We start from the raw sequence: 17426 nt of genomic DNA, 5'->3' as shown, positions 1-17426 counted from the left end.
ATGGAGGGTTTGCGGCTTATCCCTGCCCCGGGGCCGCCACCAGGACCATAGCCGGGGAGGGGAATTCTTGAGGAGACACCAATGAAAGTGCACGTGAAGTTGGGGATGTCAGCCCTTGCCTGCGCGGCTGCGCTGGCTTGCGGGTCCACCTGGGCAGGCGAGGCGGAAGCGAAGAAGTGGATCGACAATGAGTTCCAGCCCTCGTCGCTGGCCAAGGACAAGCAGCAGGCCGAAATGAAGTGGTTCATCGATGCCGCCGCCAAGCTCAGGGCCAAGGGTGTCACGCAGATCAGCGTCGTGTCTGAAACCATCACCACGCACGAGTACGAATCCAAGACGCTGGCTAAGGCGTTCGAGGAGATCACCGGCATCAAGGTCAAGCACGACCTAATCCAGGAAGGCGACGTGGTCGAGAAGCTGCAGACCTCGATGCAGTCCGGCAAGTCGATCTACGATGGCTGGATCTCTGACTCGGACCTGATCGGCACGCATTACCGCTACGGCTCGATCCTGCCGCTGACCGACTACATGAACGGCGCCGGCAAGGAATGGACCAACCCCGGCCTGGACGTGAAGGACTTTATCGGCACCAAGTTCACCACCGCGCCGGACGGCAAGCTGTACCAGCTGCCCGACCAGCAGTTTGCCAACCTGTACTGGTTCCGCGCCGACTGGTTTGCGCGCAAGGACCTGCAGGACAAGTTCAAGGCCAAGTACGGCTATGACCTGGGCGTGCCGACCAACTGGTCGGCCTATGAGGACATCGCCAACTTCTTCACCAACGACGTGAAGGAGCTCGACGGCAAGAAGGTCTATGGGCACATGGACTACGGCAAGAAGGACCCGTCGCTGGGCTGGCGCTTCACCGACGCCTGGCTGTCGATGGCCGGCACCGCCGACAAGGGCCTGCCCAACGGCATGCCGGTGGACGAGTGGGGCATCCGCGTCGCCGAGGACAAGTGCACGCCGGTCGGCGCCTCGGTGTCGCGCGGCGGTGCCACCAACAGCCCGGCGGCGGTCTATGCGCTGACCAAGTACATCGACTGGATGAAGAAGTACGCGCCGCCGCAGGCGATGGGCATGACCTTCTCCGAGGCCGGCCCGGTCCCCGCGCAAGGCCAGGTGGCGCAGCAGATCTTCTGGTACACCGCTTTCACCGCGGACATGACTAAGAAGGGGCTGCCGGTGGTCAACGCCGACGGCTCGCCCAAGTGGCGCATGGCGCCGTCGCCGTACGGCCCGTACTGGAAGCAGGGCATGCAGAACGGCTACCAGGACGTGGGCTCGTGGACCTTCTTCAAGAACACCGACCCCAACAAGCTGGCGGCCGCCTGGTTGTACGCGCAGTTCGTCACGTCCAAGACGGTCTCGCTGAAGAAGTCGCTGACCGGGCTGACCTTTATCCGCGACAGCGACATCCACCACGACTACCTGACCAAGAACGCGGCCAAGTACGGTGGGCTGGTCGAGTTCTACCGCAGCCCCGCGCGCGTGGCCTGGACGCCGACCGGCACCAACGTGCCCGACTATCCGAAGCTGGCCCAGCTGTGGTGGAAGAACGTGGCCACCGCGGTGACCGGCGAGAAGACGCCGCAAGCCGCCATGGACACGCTGGCCGAAGAGATGGACCAGGTCATGGCGCGGCTGCAACGCGCGGGCATGAGCAACTGCGCGCCCAAGCTCAACCCGAAGGGAGATCCGGGCAAGTGGCTGTCGAACGACCATGCGCCGTGGAAGAAGCTGGCCGACGAAAAGCCGAAGGGCGAGACCATTCCTTACGACAAGCTGCTGCAGGCGTGGAAGGAGGGGAAGGTGCGCTGAGGCGCCGAAGCGTTGATGCTGCCGGCGACGGTTGAATGCCTTACGTGGTCAAGTCCGATGTTTCCGATTGGGCCTCTGCCGCCGCCTGCACCGCATAACGCGCCTTGCCATGCCGCTTGGCCTCGTACAGCGCCATGTCGGCGTGCATGAACAACTCGCTCGCGGTCATGGTGTGGCGCGCGTCATGGATGGCCGAGCCGACGCTGGCCGAGGCCGCCAGCGTGTGACCGTCGATCACGAAGGGCAAGCGCGCGTCCTGCACGACGGTGTTGGCGATGGACGCCATGGCCTGGCGGTCGGCAACGCCGTCCAGGATCACAGCAAACTCATCGCCGCCGATGCGCGCGACCGCGTCGCCCTTGCGCACGCAGGCGCGCAGCCGCTGCGCAAAGGCGACCAGCAACTTGTCGCCCACCGGATGGCCAAAACTGTCGTTGACGCCCTTGAAGTCGTCCAGGTCCACCAGCAGCAGCGCCAGCGAGCGCCCGTCGGCGCTGGCGCGGGCCATGCATTCGGCCAGGCGCCGGTCGAAACCCTTGCGGTTGAGCAGGCCGGTGAGGTAGTCGGAGATGGTCTGCGCTTCCAGGCTGCGCAGTTTTTCGCGCTCATGGGTGACGTTGCGCCCGAACATGTGCAGGCCAATGACGGTGTCCTGGGCATCGTTCCAGGCCGGCTGGTAGGTGATCTCCATGCATTCGGTGCCGTCGGCGCTTTCCCGCGTAAAGGTAACTGACTGCCCGGCCCGGGCTTGTTCCAGGTACGGCTGGCAGGCCAGGTATTCCTGGGTGCCCCACAGTTCGCGCAGCGACAGCCCCACGATCTGCTGCGCCGGCACGCCATACCGCTGCGCATAGGCCTGGTTGACGAAGACATAGCGCTGCTGCATGTCGATGAACGAGACAAAGTCCGGCACATGATTGGCGATCGCCTCGATGCGCTTCTCGCTTTCGGCGGCGCGGTCCTTGGCCGCTTTCAGCGCGGCTTCGCGCTCCGACAACTGCGCCACCACCTCGGCGAAGGTCACGGCCAGTTCGCCGATCTCGTCGGCACGGCCGGCGGGCAGGTCCGCCACCGCTGCCGGGTTGGTGCCGATCTGGCGCACGGCGCGGTGCAGCCGCTGCAGCGGTTCAAGCAGCCGGCGCATGACCAGCCACATCATCGCGGCGGCAAGCAGCATGGTGATGGCGCCGATGACCAGGGTCCGTTGGCGCACCGCGACCAGCGGCGCGTAGGCTTCGGCTGCCGGCAGGACCGCCACCACCTCCCAGCCGTTGGATGCCAGCAGGTAGCGCGCCACGATCGGCTGCGTCGGCGTCAGGATTTCCAGGAAGGCGGGGGCGTGGTCGGCGCCGCAGGCTTCGCCGAGCGCGCGTGCGGGGCTCAGCACGCGGGCAACGTCCGGATGCATTGCATAGCGGGGATTGGTGCCGGCGGAAACCAGGCAGAAGCTGCCGGTGGTGCCCACGCGGCTGTGCGCAAGCTCGCGCAGGAAGTTGCTGTCCGCGAGGTTCAGGACGCCCCCAAGCACGCCGCGCAACTCGCCACCCGGCCCGTGCAGCGGCACTGCCAGCACCACGCCGGGGGCATTGGTCTGCTTGCCCTGGATCAGGTCCGACACCGCGAACGCCTGGCCCTGCTGGATATCGCGGAAGTAATCGCGATCGTCCACGCGCAGGCGCACGCCATCCGGCACGGCGGTGCTGAACACCAGGTGCCCGTCGGGCGCGGCCAGGAAGACGGCGTTGAAGGCCTCGGGCATTTCCACCAGGCCTTCCACGGCCCGGCGCAGCTCGGCCGGCTTTGCCGAAAGCATGGGGGAGAGCTGGCGCGCCACGCGCCGCAGGACGGCGGCCCGGCCCTGCAGTTTTTCATCGAGTTGCTCGGCCACCATCTTGACCAGCGTGTCCTGCTGCGTCTGCTGCAGGGTCTTCAGGCCGTCGTAGGCGTAGTACTGCGCGTAGAGCGCGCGCAGCACGATGATCAGCGTCACCACACCCGCCGTGGCGAACGCCATCCGGTACTTCAAAGAGTGCTGCATGATTGACTTATTTCTTGTGCGCACTGACCCGTATTCCCGTCCCGGCCGCATCGTGTTGCCGACCCGAGATTCCTGTCCGGGACGTGAAATCAAGATTAGCAGATGTCAAGATGAAATTCGCAACTGTTTGCAACCGCGTGCCCGGCTGTACGCGTAACGTGCCTGCCGCGCTACAGGGAAGGGCGTGGCCGGTGGCGAGATCGCCACGCGCACTCATGCACGGATTCCGGCTTGGCATTAGCATGCGGGATGGCCCGCGATGTGGCAGGCCCGTCTCGCGGTTCCTGATTCCTTCCAGCCCAAAACGCCAATGACTACACCGACTACGCTGCTTGACCTGGCCGGCGCCAGCCGCACCCCTTCCGCCTGGGATGCCGCCGTCCTGATCCTGATCGACCATCAACGCGAATACGTCGACGGCCGCCTGCCGCTGGTCGGCATGCCCGCGGCCGTGGCTGCCTGCGCGCAGTTGCTGGCGCTGGCGCGCAGCCACGGCACGCCGGTGATCCATGTCGCGCATCACGGGCGGCCGGGCAGCAAGGCGTTCGATCCGACCGGGCCGTATGCCGCCTTCATCGAAGGGGTGGGGCCGCAGGCCGGTGAGATTACCGTCACCAAGGGCTTGCCCAACAGCTTCGCCGACACCACCCTGGCCGACGAGCTAGCCAGGCTCGGCCGCAAGGAGCTGATCGTGGCCGGCTTCCAGACGCATATGTGTGTCAGCGCCACGGTGCGCTCGGCGCTCGACCACGGTTATCGCAGCACCGTGGTGGCCGCTGCCTGCGCCACGCGCGACCTGCCTGACCCGCTCGGCGGCCCCGCGGTACCTGCGGCCGATCTTCACCGCAGCACGCTGGCCGCGTTGAATGACCGCTTTGCCACGGTCGTTGCAGACGCAGGGGCCTGGCACGGCTAAGCAGCGATGGGCCAGGTGCGCACGCGCAGCACGGTATGGTCGCCGCGGCGTCAATTCCAGCGCGGTCCGCACGCCCCGCCGGGTGATCGGCGCGACAAAGCGTGCCGTGTCCGCTGCCGCAGCGAGCCGCAGCGCATCGCCAGCCGCAGGATATGCAGCGGCACGAACCGCGGCTCGTGTCCGCCAGCGCGGCCAGCGTGAAGTGCAGCGGCTGCCGGGCCAGTGCGATGAAGCGCCCGCGCAGCCGCGCCAGCGTTGTCGCGGGCGCTGCCAGTCCTTCGCCCTCGGCGCCGCTGCGCGTCATGCCGCGCACACGCGGCTGCCACAGCGTGCCGGCAACCAGCAGCGGTGCGCGCCCCGCGCCATCTGCACCCACGCATGCATCGAGCGCCACGACCGCGCCCGCCAGGTCATAGGTGGACGCCACCGAGGCAAAGCTGCGGTGGTAGCCGATGATGCAATCCAGGTCTTCGTCATAGACCGGCCGCGCATCGCGCGGCACGCGCGCCGGGCGCATCTCGAACCAGCCGGCACTGACCGGGTTGCGGCCGGTCCAGGGCAGGGCGGGTTCTGTTTCGGTCGCGGTGGGGAGGCAGGCGGATGGCAAGGCGTGCTCCGGTGCAGGTCGGAGCAGTCAAGGTAGCCGGCAGGTGAGTGGCCGGAAATGAGATAAGCCTTGTCGCTGGCAACGGAAAGGTTGCGTCGCGACGTGGCTGTGGCCTAGAAGCTCACGCCCAGCGAAAGGATCGCGACCTGGTCCGTCGAGCCCGGGTTGAACCAGTAGAAGCCCGCCGTGAACCTGCGCACCGTGACCTGGAAAAAGCCGCCTCGCTGGAGTTCGCGGTCTCTCCCGTAGATCCGGGTGCGTTGCGCGACCAGGCCCAGCCTCAGCCATTCGACCGGGCGGAAGCCAAGTTCACTCCAGGCGTAGAGATAGCCCGGTTCCTCGCCGCGCGCGTCCAGGTATTCGGCTTCGATGTAGTAGTCGAACTTGCTCACTGCCACGCTGGCCTCGATCCCGCCGATCAGGCCGTGGGTGGAGCCCCCCACGAAGCCAACGATGGGTGTCGCCTTGAACTGGATGGTTTCGCCGCCCGAGAAGGTCCAGCCGATGAAGGCTGACTGCGAATGGACTGCCTCGTAGTTGCTTCTTGCCTCGAGGTGAAGCTGCTTCCTTTCCGCGATGAAGATGCCGGAGAGGTAGTCGCCGCTCTGGCGCGGCATGTTCCAGTAGCCTGTTGCCGAGAAGGTCCAGGGTGAGCCGGCCGCCTGCCCGGCGGCATCCGGCGCGGGCTGGGGCGGCTCCTGTGCCTGTACCGCGCCCGCGCCAAGGGCGGTGGCAAGCAGCAGGATCGCGCCTCGCATCTCAGCCGCCCAGCGCGATGATGGCGATGGTCATGACGACGCCCAGCGCCGTCATGGCTGCGCCAGTGACCCAGCCGCCAAAGCCGGCATAGTGGCCCAGCGCCCACCCGGCGACGAACAGCATGGCCAGGGTTAGCCCGCGCGAGATCAGCAGCGCCAGTCTGACGTTGTCCAGCAGTACGAACGGCAGTGCGACCGGAAACGTGGTCAGCACAACGATAAAGAAGATGCGCACGGCACCCAGCAGGTCGGCCATGTTCAGGCGGGGGCGGGGCGGCAGCGCCGGGGCGGCGGCAAGCCGTGCCCGCATGGCTTCCAGTTCCTTGTCGGTGACCAGCGACTTCGTTGCGCGAGGCAGCGCATCGCGAATCAGGCCGATCGCAGTGGCCCGGTCGCTAGCATTCCTGACGGCAAGCGCCAGGGAGATCCGCTGGCCGCGGCTTGCCAGCGTACGGATCAGGAACATGACCGCGTCCACCATGCCCCAGGCCAGGTTGCAGCCCAGCGCGGCATGCATCATGGTGCGGCTGGCATCCGGGCCGCCCGTGCCGCTCGACACCGCGCCGACAAAAGTGAGCGCCATGAACAGGCCGAAGCACATCTCGGAGACGCGGTCGACCACGTCCAGCACCGGCTCCCGTGTCTGCGCATCCTCCGGTGGCACGGTCGCGCCGGCATGGATCGTCGTCCTGGGTGAATCGGGCATGGCGGACTCCCGAAAGCTGCGTCGATGATCGGATGGGCGATAGGGATGGCCCGGTGGGGGCGAGGGCGACTGTGCCTGCCAGGCCTGTCGTTCTGTGGACAAGTATGCGCGCCAGGCGCAAATATGCCAGGCCAGCCTGCCTTGATTGGCGTCGTGAACCACGGTTTTCCGGGGAGGGTAGAAAACCTGGGCAAACGCCGGACAACAAAAAACCCAGAGAGCTTGCGCTGTCTGGGTTTCCTGGCAACTTAGGCAGTTGCTCGCCATTTGTCTGGTGGGTGGTACAGGGATTGAACCTGTGACCCCTGCCGTGTGAAGGCAGTGCTCTACCGCTGAGCTAACCACCCCTGTCTGCGTCGTCGTTGCCGTCGTGCAGCAGAGAAATGAGATTATGCAGAGGTCTCTGTATCTTGTAAAGCCCTTTTTGAACTTTTTTGTCAGGCAGCCAGGCTTCCGGGTGCTTCCGCCGGGGCCTCCTGCCACACAGTCTTGCCGCCGCTGGCCTTGTCCAACCCCTTGAGCAGGGCGAGGTGGGCCTGTTGTTCTTCATCGGTGGCGCGCAGCACCGGCAGGGCCAGGCGCGACAGGTCGGCGCTGGCGATGGCGCCGCCTGCGCCCGCCGTGCTGTCGTGCATGTCGATCACCAGCGAATCCTGGCCGCGCGTCATGGCCAGGTAGACCTCGGCCAGCAGCTCGGCATCCAGCAGGGCGCCGTGCAGCGTGCGGTGGGCGTTGCTGATGCCCAGGCGGTCGCACAGGGCGTCGAGCGAGTTGCGCTTGCCGGGGAACATCTGGCGGGCTTCGCGCAGGGTATCGATCACATTGCCGGCATGCTGGCGGAACGGCGGCAGGCCCAGCAGCTGGAATTCCATGTCGAGGAAACCCAGGTCGAACGGCGCGTTGTGGATGATCAGCTCGGCATCCTGGACGAACTCGCGGATGTCGTTGACGACTTCTGCAAAGCGGGGCTTGTCGGCCAGGAACTCGACCGTGATGCCGTGCACGGCGATCGCGCCCTCGTCGATATCGCGTTCCGGGTTGACGTAGAAGTGCAGGTGGCGCCCCGTCAGGCGGCGGTTCATCAGCTCGACGCAGCCGATTTCGATCAGGCGGTCGCCGGTGGCGGCACTCAGGCCGGTGGTTTCGGTGTCGAGAACGATTTGTCGCATGGCGGGCATTCTAGCGGAGCGGCGCGGGCGCTCCGCGGTTTCTTGTTAGCGAAAGGGATCAGCGGCCGATCGATTCGACGCCGCGGTTGGCCAGCGCGTCGGCACGTTCGTTGCCGGGGTGGCCGTTGTGGCCGCGCACCCAGTGCCAGGAGATCTGGTGCGGCTGCGCCAGGGTGTCCAGCTCCTGCCACAGGTCGGCGTTCTTGACCGGCTTCTTGTCGGCGGTCTTCCAGCCGCGGGCCTTCCAGCCGGGCAGCCATTCGCTGATGCCCTTCTGGACATACTGCGAGTCGGTATAGACACGCACGACGCAGGGCCGCTTGAGCGCGCGCAGCGCTTCGATCACGGCGGTCATTTCCATGCGGTTGTTGGTGGTGTTGGGCTCGCCGCCGAACAGTTCTTTCTCGCTGGTGCCGGCGATGAGCACCGCGCCCCAGCCGCCGCGGCCGGGATTGCCCTTGCAGGCGCCGTCGGAGTAGATCGTGACTTCTTGCATGTGATTCCATGGTGGCCACCCGCCGGGCGGGTGGCGCATTGAAGGGGGCAGGAGAAGGGCGCTAGACCGCGTCAGCGCTCTTTGCCGGGGGTCTTGCCGTGCGTGCCGGTGGGTGTGGCCACGGGCGATGACACCGGGGCCAGTGCCGGCTTGCTCTTCCAGGCCGGGCCGACCAGGCGGATATTGCGCACGCGCTTGATCGCCGAGATCATATAGACCGCGCCGAAGATCGGCCACCAGCGGTCGCCGGCCTTTTCCATGAAGGCGGCGCGCTGCAGCCAGCGGTCGGTGCGGTAGGGCGGGCAGTAGCAGCCAAAGCGGCCGCGGATGATATCGAAGCCGAGCAGCTTGAGCCAGTCCTTGATGCGCACAAAGCCGATCTGCTGCGCGTCCGTCGGCAGGAAGGGCGTGGCGCCGAGCCGGTTCATGCCCTGGCGCGCGCCCCACAGGCTCATCGGGTTGAAGCAGGTGACCACCACGCGCCCCTCGGGCATCAGCACCCGCGAGACCTCGCGCAGCACTTCGTGCGGGTCTTCGGCGAATTCCAGGATGTGGGGCAGGGTGACCAGGTCGATGCTCTGGGTGTCGAACGGCAGCTCGTCGAAGCGGCACAGCAGCTGGCGCGCGTCGGGATGTGCGGCACGCGGCCCGTGCGGTCCGCTGGAAGGGTCCAGCGCCAGCGCCGAGAACGGCATCCGGTTCTCGCGCAGGGTGTCAATATAGGGCAGGCCCATCTGAACCGCGTGGTAGCCGAAGATGTCGGTCACGGTCCGGTCGTACTGCTGCGCCTCCCAGCGCAGCATGTACTCACCGGGCGGCGAGGCCAGCCAGTCTTCCCAGCTTACAATCGAATGATTGGGACGATTGGACATAGGAGCATGCGCATGTTGAAGGTTGAGCCGATCCCGGCGTTCCAGGATAACTATATCTGGGCCATCCACGACGGGCGTCACGCCGCCGTGGTCGATCCCGGCGAGGCCGCGCCGGTGGAGCGCTTCCTGGCGCGAAACGGTCTGGCTCTGGGCGCTATTGTAATCACCCATCACCACGGCGATCACCAGGGCGGGGTGGCCGAGCTGCTGGCGGCGCACCCGCGCACGCCGTCGGGCGCGCCGATGCCGGTGCTGGGGCCGGCTGGCGAACGCATCGGCGGGCGCACCCAGGCTCTGCGCGAAGGCGATGTCGTGACGCTGCAGACGCCGGCGCTGACGCTGCGCGTGCTGGACGTGCCCGGGCACACCGCCGGCCATATCGCCTATGTGGGTGACCTGGGCGAAGCCGGCCCGGCGGTCTTCTGCGGCGATACCCTGTTCGCCAGTGGCTGCGGGCGTCTGTTCGAAGGCACGCCGGCGCAGATGCTGGACTCGCTCGACAAGCTGGCGGCGCTGCCGGGTGATACCCGCGTCTATTGCGCGCACGAATATACGCGCAGCAATGTGCGCTTTGCGCGGGCGGTGGAGCCGGCCAATGCCGCGCTGGCGGCGTGGGAGCAGCGGGTTGACGCGCTGCGCGCGGCGGACCGGCCGACGCTGCCGACCACCATCGCCCATGAGCGCGAGGTCAATCCCTTCCTGCGCTCGCGCGAGCCGGCGGTACGGGCGGCAGTGGCGGCGCAGGGCGGGGCCGCCACGGGCGATGCGCAGGCGTTCGGTGCGCTGCGCGGCTGGAAGGACAATTTCCGCTGAGCGCTGCCCGGCCTGCCGGGCCTTGCGCCGCAAGGCTTTCCGGCTGCCCGTCGGAGATTGGCTATATGGAAAATCTGATTGACGCGATACGCGGTTTTTTTTAGCATCACGCATCCTTTTGGCGTCGCGATTCGAGAACTTAATGAAAATTGGTCGATTACTGGCGGTGGTCGCGTGCGCCGCGCTGCTTGCAGCGTGCGCCAGCACCCCCACGCCGCCTGATGGCGCCTATGGCGCCGCGACCGCCCAGACCGCCAAGCGCCAGGACCCGCTCAATTCGCTCAGCGACAAATCGGCGCTTTCTTCCGCTTCCACGATCAATGTCGACCAAGGTGGCCTGGACTGGCTGCGCGGCCCGTCCAACGACATCTGGGACCGCATCCGGCGCGGCTTTGCCATGCAGGACCTGGAGGGTACGCTGGTCGATGACCGCACCCAGTGGTATGCGCAGCGGCCGGAATACATGGAGCGGATGGTCGGGCGCTCAAGCCGCTACCTGTACCACATCGTAGAAGAGCTGGAACGGCGCAAGATGCCGACCGAGCTGGCGCTGCTGCCGTTCGTCGAGAGCGCGTTCAATCCGCAGGCCCAGTCCACTGCCAAGGCAGCGGGCATGTGGCAGTTCATCCCGAGCACCGGCAGGTCGTACAACCTGAAGCAGAACATGTTCCGCGACGAGCGCCGTGACGTGCTGGCCTCGACTGATGCCGCGCTGGACTACCTGGCGCGGCTTTATGACATGTTCGGCGACTGGCACCTGGCGCTGGCGGCGTACAACTGGGGCGAGGGCGCGGTGTCGCGCGCGATTGCGCGCAACCAGGCGCGCGGGCTGCCGACCGACTACGCCAGCCTGCCCATGCCGAATGAGACGCGCTACTACGTGCCGAAGCTGCAGGCGGTCAAGAACATCATCGCCAACCCGGCCGCGTATAACGTCAAGCTGCCCGAGATCCCGGACCATCCGTACTTTGTCACGGTGACCACCTCGCGCGATATTGACGTGAACCTGGCGGCAAAGCTGGCGGACATGTCGGTGGAGGAGTTCAAGGCGCTCAACCCGTCGTTCAATCGGCCGGTGATCCTGGGCGCGTCCAACCCGCAGATCCTGCTGCCGTTCGATAACGCCGAGCGCTTCCAGTACAACCTGAACACCTACCGCGGCGGGTTGTCGAGCTGGTCGGCGGTGACGGTGGACAGCCGCGAGCGCATCGAAGCGCTGGCGGCACGGCTGAATGTCGACGCCGATACGCTGCGCGAGATCAACAGCATCCCGAAGGGCATGCGCCTGAAGGCAGGCTCGACCGTGATGATTCCGCGCTCGGGCCGCCACGACCAGGATATCAGCGCGACCCTGGCCGACAGCGCCATGCTGGCGATGGAGCCTGATTTGCCGGATGCGCGCCGCGTGGTGGTGCGTGCCAGCCGGCGGGACACCGTGGCCTCGGTGGCGCGGCGCTATGGCGTCTCGGCGGGACAGGTGCAGTCGTGGAACAAGCTCTCCGGCACCAAGCTGGTCGCCGGGCAGAGCCTGGTGCTGATGGTGCCGGTGCGCGGCGCCGGCGCGGTGCGGGCGGCGCGGGCCGAACAGGCTGACCGTGCCGAGCGCGCGGAGCATTCCGAGCGCGCCGAGCGAAGCAGCAAGGGCGGCATCGTGCGGACCTCGGCCAAGGGCAAGGCGGAGCCGCGCAAGCGCATCACCGTCGAGGCCTCGTCGCGGCACACGGCAGCCAAGGCGGCGCCGGCGCGCGCGGCGCGCGAGTCCAAGCCGGGGCCGACCGTCAAGGCGTCGGCCAAGGCCGGCACCAAGGGGGCCAAGGCTCGCTGACAAATGCGGGCGCCGGCTGGTCCGGCGCACGGCGCAAGAAGGGGCGATGCCGTCGGCACGCCCCTTTTTTTTCATGTGCCAGGCCCCGGCGCCCACCCCTCTCCGAATCTGTGTCCACGCGCACCCGCGCCGGTGGCAAACTACGGTCATCATCACAATGACCGCAGACGCGGAGGAGACAGACATGACGGCAAGCCATGCCGTGCATGCCCGTTCGCTGGCCGACCCCGAGGGGTTCTGGGCTGAACAGGCGGCGCGCATCGACTGGGAAACCCCGTTCGTCCAGGTGCTCGACAACAGCCGCGCGCCCTTTACGCGCTGGTTCGTCGGCGGGCGCACCAACCTGTGCCACAACGCGGTCGACCGCCACCTGGCGGCCCGCGCCAGCCAGCCGGCGCTGCACTGGGTCTCGACCGAGACCGACCAGGCCCGCACCTATACCTACGCCGAGCTGCACGACGAGGTCAGCCGCATGGCTGCGACCCTGCAGGGCCTGGGCGTGCAGAAGGGCGACCGCGTGCTGATCTACATGCCGATGATCCCGGAAGCCGCCTTTGCCATGCTGGCGTGCGCGCGCATCGGCGCGATCCATTCGGTGGTGTTCGGCGGCTTTGCCTCGGTCAGCCTGGCCGCGCGCATCGAGGATGCCCGGCCGCGCGTGGTGGTCAGCGCCGACGCCGGCTCGCGCGCCGGCAAGGTGGTGCCCTACAAGCCGCTGCTGGACGAGGCCATCCGACTCTCGTCGCACCAGCCCGGGAAGGTGCTGCTGGTGGACCGGCAACTGGCGCAAATGCCCCGTACCGAGGGCCGCGACGAGGACTATGCCGCCTGGCGCGAGCGCGTGGCCGGCGTGCAGGTGCCGTGCGTGTGGCTGGAATCGAGCGAGCCGTCGTACGTGCTCTACACCTCCGGCACCACTGGCAAGCCCAAGGGCGTGCAGCGCGATACCGGCGGCTACGCGGTGGCGCTGGCCACGTCGATGGAGTACATCTTCTGCGGCAAGCCCGGCGACACCATGTTCACCGCATCGGACATCGGCTGGGTGGTGGGGCACAGCTATATCGTCTATGGCCCGCTGTTGGCCGGCATGGCCACGCTGATGTATGAAGGCACGCCGATCCGCCCGGACGGCGGCATCCTGTGGCGGCTGGTGGAGCAATACAAGGTCAACCTGATGTTCAGCGCGCCGACCGCGATCCGCGTGCTGAAGAAGCAGGACCCGGCCTGGCTGACCCGCTACGACCTGTCCAGCCTGCGCCTGCTGTTCCTGGCCGGCGAGCCGCTGGACGAGCCCACCGCGCGCTGGATCCAGGACGGCCTGGGCAAGCCGGTGGTCGACAACTACTGGCAGACCGAATCCGGCTGGCCGATCCTCGCGATCCAGCGCGGCATCGAGGCGCTGCCGCCTAAGCTGGGCTCGCCCGGCGTGCCGGCCTATGGCTATGACCTGAAAATCGTCGACGAGAACACCGGCGCGGAATGCCCGCCTAACCAGAAGGGTGTGGTCGCCATCGATGGCCCGTTGCCGCCCGGATGCATGAGCACCGTGTGGGGCGATGACGACCGCTTCGTGCGCACTTACTGGCAGGCGGTGCCGAACCGGCTGTGCTATTCCACCTTCGACTGGGGCGTGCGCGACGCCGACGGCTACGTCTTTATCCTGGGCCGCACCGATGACGTGATCAACGTGGCCGGCCACCGGCTGGGCACCCGCGAGATCGAGGAAAGCCTGTCGTCCAACTCCGCCGTGGCCGAGGTGGCGGTGGTGGGCGTGCAGGACGCGCTCAAGGGGCAGGTGGCGATGGCATTCTGCATCGCCCGCGATCCGGCGCGCACGGCCACGGCCGAAGCGCGGCTGGCATTGGAAGGCGAGTTGATGAAGACGGTGGAGCAGCAACTGGGTGCCGTGGCGCGGCCGGCGCGCGTATTCTTTGTCAATGCGCTGCCCAAGACCCGCTCCGGCAAGTTGCTGCGGCGCGCCATGCAGGCAGTGGCCGAAGGGCGCGACCCGGGCGACCTGACCACGATCGAGGACCCGGGTGCGCTGGAACAGTTGCAGGCAGCGCTGAAAGGCTAGACGGCGGGTTGAGGGCGTGGCGCTGTGGGTGCCTTGCGGGGCACTCCGCATCCCACCCTTGCCATCGGCCGTGATGCAGTCTAATATTTGAAGCATAAAATATTTAGACATCATCTAGATGGCGGTGTGATCCTGGCAAAGGTGCCCGGCGCAGCCGGCAGGAGGCGACAGATGCGAGTGCTTTGTATTGGTGGTGGCCCGGCGGGCCTGTACTTCGGCCTGCTGATGAAGCTGCAGGATCCGGCCAACGAGGTCATCGTGGTCGAGCGCAACCGGCCCTACGACACCTTCGGCTGGGGCGTGGTGTTCTCTGACGCCACCATGGACAACCTGAAGGAAGCCGACCCGGTCAGCGCCGCCGAGATCAACGCGGCCTTCAATCACTGGGACGATATCGACATCCATATCGGCGGGCGCACCATCCGCTCCGGCGGCCATGGCTTTATCGGCATCGGCCGCAAGCGCCTGCTCAATATCCTGCAGGCGCGCTGCGAGGCGCTGGGCGTGAAGCTGGTGTTCGAGACCGACGTGTCCGACGACCAGGCGCTGGCGATGCAATACCAGGCCGACCTGGTGATCGCCTCGGACGGCCTGAACAGCCGCATCCGCACCCGCTACGCCGACACGTTCCAGCCTGACATCGACACGCGCCAGTGCCGCTTTGTCTGGATGGGCACGCACAAGCTGTTCGACGCCTTCACCTTTGCCTTCGAGAAGACCGAGCACGGCTGGTTCCAGGCGCACGCCTACCGCTTTGACGACACCACCTCGACCTTTATTGTCGAGGCCCCGGAGTCAGTCTGGCGTGCGGCGGGCATCGAGCAGATGAGCCAGGAAGAGGGCGTGGCCTACTGCGAGCGCCTGTTCGCGCGCTACCTCGACGGCAACAAGCTGATCACCAATGCGGCGCACCTGCGCGGCTCGGCGATCTGGATCCGCTTCCCCCGCGTGATCTGCCGCCAATGGGTGCATTGGAACACCTTGCCCGACGGCCGCCGCGTGCCGGTGGTGCTGATGGGCGATGCCGCGCACACCGCGCATTTCTCGATCGGTTCGGGCACCAAGCTGGCGTTGGAAGATGCCATTGACCTCGCCGAAGAGATCCGTGGCAGGGGTCATGACGGCCTGCCCGATGCACTGTCGCGCTACGAAGCCACGCGCGGCGTGGAAGTGCTGAAGATCCAGAACGCGGCGCGCAACTCGACCGAATGGTTCGAGAACGTCGAGCGCTACGCGGGCAGCCTGCCGCCGGAGCAGTTCGCCTATTCCCTGCTGACGCGCTCGCAGCGCATCTCGCATGAGAACCTGCGCGTGCGCGATGCGGACTACGTGGCGCAGTTCGAGCACTGGCTGGCGCGGCAGGCCGGCGTGCAACCGGAGAGCCTGCAACTGCGCGAGCACCTGCCGCTGCCGCCGATGTTCACGCCGTTCCGCATGCGCGGCGTCACGCTGAAGAACCGCGTGGTGGTGTCGCCGATGGCGATGTATTCGTGCACCGACGGCGTGCCCGGCGACTTCCACCTGGTCCACCTGGGTTCGCGCGCGCTGGGCGGCGCCGGCATGGTGGTGGCGGAGATGACCTGCGTGTCGCCCGATGCGCGCATCACGCCGGGATGCCCGGGTTTGTGGAACGACGCACAGCGCGACGCCTGGCGCCGCATCGTCGACTTCGTGCATGCTAACAGCGATGCCCGCATCGCCATGCAGATCGGCCACTCGGGCCGCAAGGGCTCGACGCAGCTCGGCTGGGAGGCAATGGACCATCCGCTGCCGGAAGGCAACTGGCCGGTGATCTCGGCCTCGCCGCTGCCTTACCTGCCGGGCGAGTCGCAGACCCCGCGCGAGATGACGCGCGCAGACATGGAGCGTGTGCGCGATGACTTCGTCGCCAGCGCGCGCCGCGCCGCCGAGGCCGGCTTCGACTGGCTGGAGCTGCACTGCGCGCACGGCTACCTGCTGTCGAGCTTTATCTCGCCGCTGACCAATACGCGGGAAGATGAATACGGCGGTTCGCTGGCCGCGCGGCTGCGCTACCCGCTCGAGGTGTTTGCCGCGGTGCGTGCGGTGTGGCCGGAACACAAGCCGATGTCGGTGCGCATCTCGGCGCACGACTGGGTCGAAGGCGGCATCACCCCCGACGACGCGATCGAGATCGCACGCGCCTTCAAGGCCGCCGGCGCCGACATGATCGACTGCTCGTCGGGCCAGGTCAGCCCGGACCAGGCGCCGGTCTACGGCCGCATGTACCAGACCCCGTTTGCCGACCGCATCCGCAACGAGGCCGGCATCGCCACCATTGCCGTGGGCGCGATCTTCGAGGCCGACCACGTCGACTCGATCATCGCCGCGGGCCGTGCCGACCTGTGCGCGATCGCGCGGCCGCACCTGGCCAACCCGGCCTGGACGCTGCAGGAAGCGGCGCGCATCGGCTATCGCGATATCGCCTGGCCCAAGCAGTACCAGGCCGGCAAGCGGCAACTGGAAACCAACCTGGAACGCGCCGCGGCGCAGGAGAAGCAGGGATGACGCGCAGCACGGGTTCACTGTCAGGGCGCCACGCACTGGTCACCGGCGGCGGGCGCGGCATCGGCGCGGCCATCGCGCGCCGGCTGCTGGCCGACGGCGCCAGCGTGACGCTGCTGGGCCGCGATGCCGGCGCGTTGCAGGCGACCGTGCAAGCGCTGCGTAAGCTTGCTCCCGCAGGCGCCGTGGTCTCCCTTGTCACGGCCGATATCGCCGATGCCGGCAGCGTGGCGCGCGCCTTTGCCGCCGCCGCCGAGCAGGCCGGCCCGGTGTCGATGCTGGTCAACAATGCCGGCCAGGCGCACAGCGCACCGTTCCTGAAGACCGATGCCGGGCTGTGGCAGCGCATGCTGGATGTGAACCTGACCGGCACCTTCCTGTGCACGCAGGCGGCGCTGCCGGCGATGCTCGATGCGGGCTGGGGCCGCATCGTCAATGTGGCGAGCACGGCCGGCCTGATCGGCTACGGCTATGTCAGCGCCTATTGCGCGGCCAAGCATGGGGTGATCGGCCTGACGCGCGCGCTGGCGCTGGAAACCGCGGCCAAGGGCGTGACCGTCAATGCGGTCTGCCCGGGCTATACCGAAACCGACATCGTGCGCGACGCGGTGGCCAATATCGTCGGCAAGACCGGCCGTACCGAGGAACAGGCGCGCGCCGAGCTGGCCGCACGCAATCCGCAACGGCGGCTGGTGCAGCCCGAGGAAGTGGCCGACGCGGTGGCCTGGCTGTGCCAGCCATCCGCGGCCGCGATCACCGGCCAGGCGATCCCCGTCGCCGGCGGCGAAGTGATGGCGGGCTGAAC

At 67.3% G+C, this 17426-nt stretch carries 13 protein-coding genes and 1 tRNA gene; 7 read left to right on the top strand and 7 right to left on the bottom strand.

The features are described from left to right. Nucleotides 1-93 precede the first annotated feature (93 nt). Entirely contained in the window at nucleotides 94-1821 is a 1728-nt protein-coding gene (locus tag KB879_RS24265) for an ABC transporter substrate-binding protein (RefSeq protein ID WP_211982287.1), read from the top strand. A gap of 40 nt (nucleotides 1822-1861) precedes the next feature. On the opposite strand, the gene KB879_RS24260 is transcribed toward KB879_RS24265, so the two are convergent. After that, the gene (locus KB879_RS24260; RefSeq protein WP_249221183.1) at nucleotides 1862-3859 is read right to left on the bottom strand and encodes a diguanylate cyclase domain-containing protein; all 1998 of its coding nucleotides are present in this window, start codon (nucleotides 3857-3859) and stop codon (nucleotides 1862-1864) included. Nucleotides 3860-4169: 310 nt separating this feature from the next. Between KB879_RS24260 and KB879_RS24255 the strand changes: the two genes are divergently transcribed. Continuing rightward, nucleotides 4170-4775: a cysteine hydrolase family protein gene (locus KB879_RS24255; RefSeq protein ID WP_211979917.1), complete on the top strand. Its 606-nt coding sequence runs from the start codon at nucleotides 4170-4172 to the stop codon at nucleotides 4773-4775. Nucleotides 4776-5495: 720 nt separating this feature from the next. Here the strand turns inward: KB879_RS24255 and KB879_RS24250 are convergent. The 6 genes from KB879_RS24250 to KB879_RS24225 form a co-directional block, all read right to left on the bottom strand. Next, nucleotides 5496-6140 carry a hypothetical protein gene (locus KB879_RS24250; protein WP_211979916.1) on the bottom strand — a complete coding sequence of 215 codons (645 nt, stop codon included), beginning with the start codon at nucleotides 6138-6140 and terminating at the stop codon, nucleotides 5496-5498. Nucleotide 6141: 1 nt separating this feature from the next. After that, complete coding sequence (locus tag KB879_RS24245) at nucleotides 6142-6846, bottom strand: hypothetical protein (protein ID WP_211979915.1); 705 nt, start codon at nucleotides 6844-6846, stop codon at nucleotides 6142-6144. 272 nt (nucleotides 6847-7118) lie between these two features. Then, nucleotides 7119-7193 (bottom strand) — tRNA-Val (locus KB879_RS24240). Nucleotides 7194-7283: 90 nt separating this feature from the next. Further along, the gene (dnaQ, locus tag KB879_RS24235) at nucleotides 7284-8024 is read right to left on the bottom strand and encodes a DNA polymerase III subunit epsilon (protein ID WP_211979914.1); all 741 of its coding nucleotides are present in this window, start codon (nucleotides 8022-8024) and stop codon (nucleotides 7284-7286) included. Between the two features lie 49 nt (nucleotides 8025-8073). Continuing rightward, entirely contained in the window at nucleotides 8074-8511 is a 438-nt protein-coding gene (gene rnhA / locus KB879_RS24230) for a ribonuclease HI (protein ID WP_013957305.1), read from the bottom strand. A gap of 71 nt (nucleotides 8512-8582) precedes the next feature. After that, nucleotides 8583-9383: a methyltransferase domain-containing protein gene (locus KB879_RS24225; RefSeq protein ID WP_211979913.1), complete on the bottom strand. Its 801-nt coding sequence runs from the start codon at nucleotides 9381-9383 to the stop codon at nucleotides 8583-8585. Between the two features lie 12 nt (nucleotides 9384-9395). Here KB879_RS24225 and gloB point away from each other — a divergent pair, with 12 nt between their 5' ends. From gloB to KB879_RS24200, 5 genes are all read left to right on the top strand, one after another. Further along, the gene (gene gloB, locus KB879_RS24220; protein WP_211979912.1) at nucleotides 9396-10196 is read left to right on the top strand and encodes a hydroxyacylglutathione hydrolase; all 801 of its coding nucleotides are present in this window, start codon (nucleotides 9396-9398) and stop codon (nucleotides 10194-10196) included. Nucleotides 10197-10338: 142 nt separating this feature from the next. Beyond that, nucleotides 10339-12021 (top strand): transglycosylase SLT domain-containing protein, encoded by a 1683-nt coding sequence (locus tag KB879_RS24215; RefSeq protein ID WP_013957302.1) that lies wholly within the window; start codon nucleotides 10339-10341, stop codon nucleotides 12019-12021. Between the two features lie 184 nt (nucleotides 12022-12205). Continuing rightward, complete coding sequence (locus KB879_RS24210; RefSeq protein ID WP_041228002.1) at nucleotides 12206-14098, top strand: propionate--CoA ligase; 1893 nt, start codon at nucleotides 12206-12208, stop codon at nucleotides 14096-14098. Nucleotides 14099-14269: 171 nt separating this feature from the next. Then, nucleotides 14270-16624 carry a bifunctional salicylyl-CoA 5-hydroxylase/oxidoreductase gene (locus KB879_RS24205; protein WP_153954719.1) on the top strand — a complete coding sequence of 785 codons (2355 nt, stop codon included), beginning with the start codon at nucleotides 14270-14272 and terminating at the stop codon, nucleotides 16622-16624. Further along, the gene (locus KB879_RS24200; RefSeq protein ID WP_013957299.1) at nucleotides 16621-17424 is read left to right on the top strand and encodes an SDR family NAD(P)-dependent oxidoreductase; all 804 of its coding nucleotides are present in this window, start codon (nucleotides 16621-16623) and stop codon (nucleotides 17422-17424) included. The genes KB879_RS24205 and KB879_RS24200 overlap by 4 nt, the downstream gene beginning before the upstream one ends. Nucleotides 17425-17426 lie beyond the last annotated feature (2 nt).

Origin of the sequence: Cupriavidus sp. KK10 (assembly GCF_018223725.1) — a bacterium.
Taxonomy (GTDB): domain Bacteria; phylum Pseudomonadota; class Gammaproteobacteria; order Burkholderiales; family Burkholderiaceae; genus Cupriavidus; species Cupriavidus necator.
This window is presented reverse-complemented; position numbering and strand designations above follow the sequence as displayed.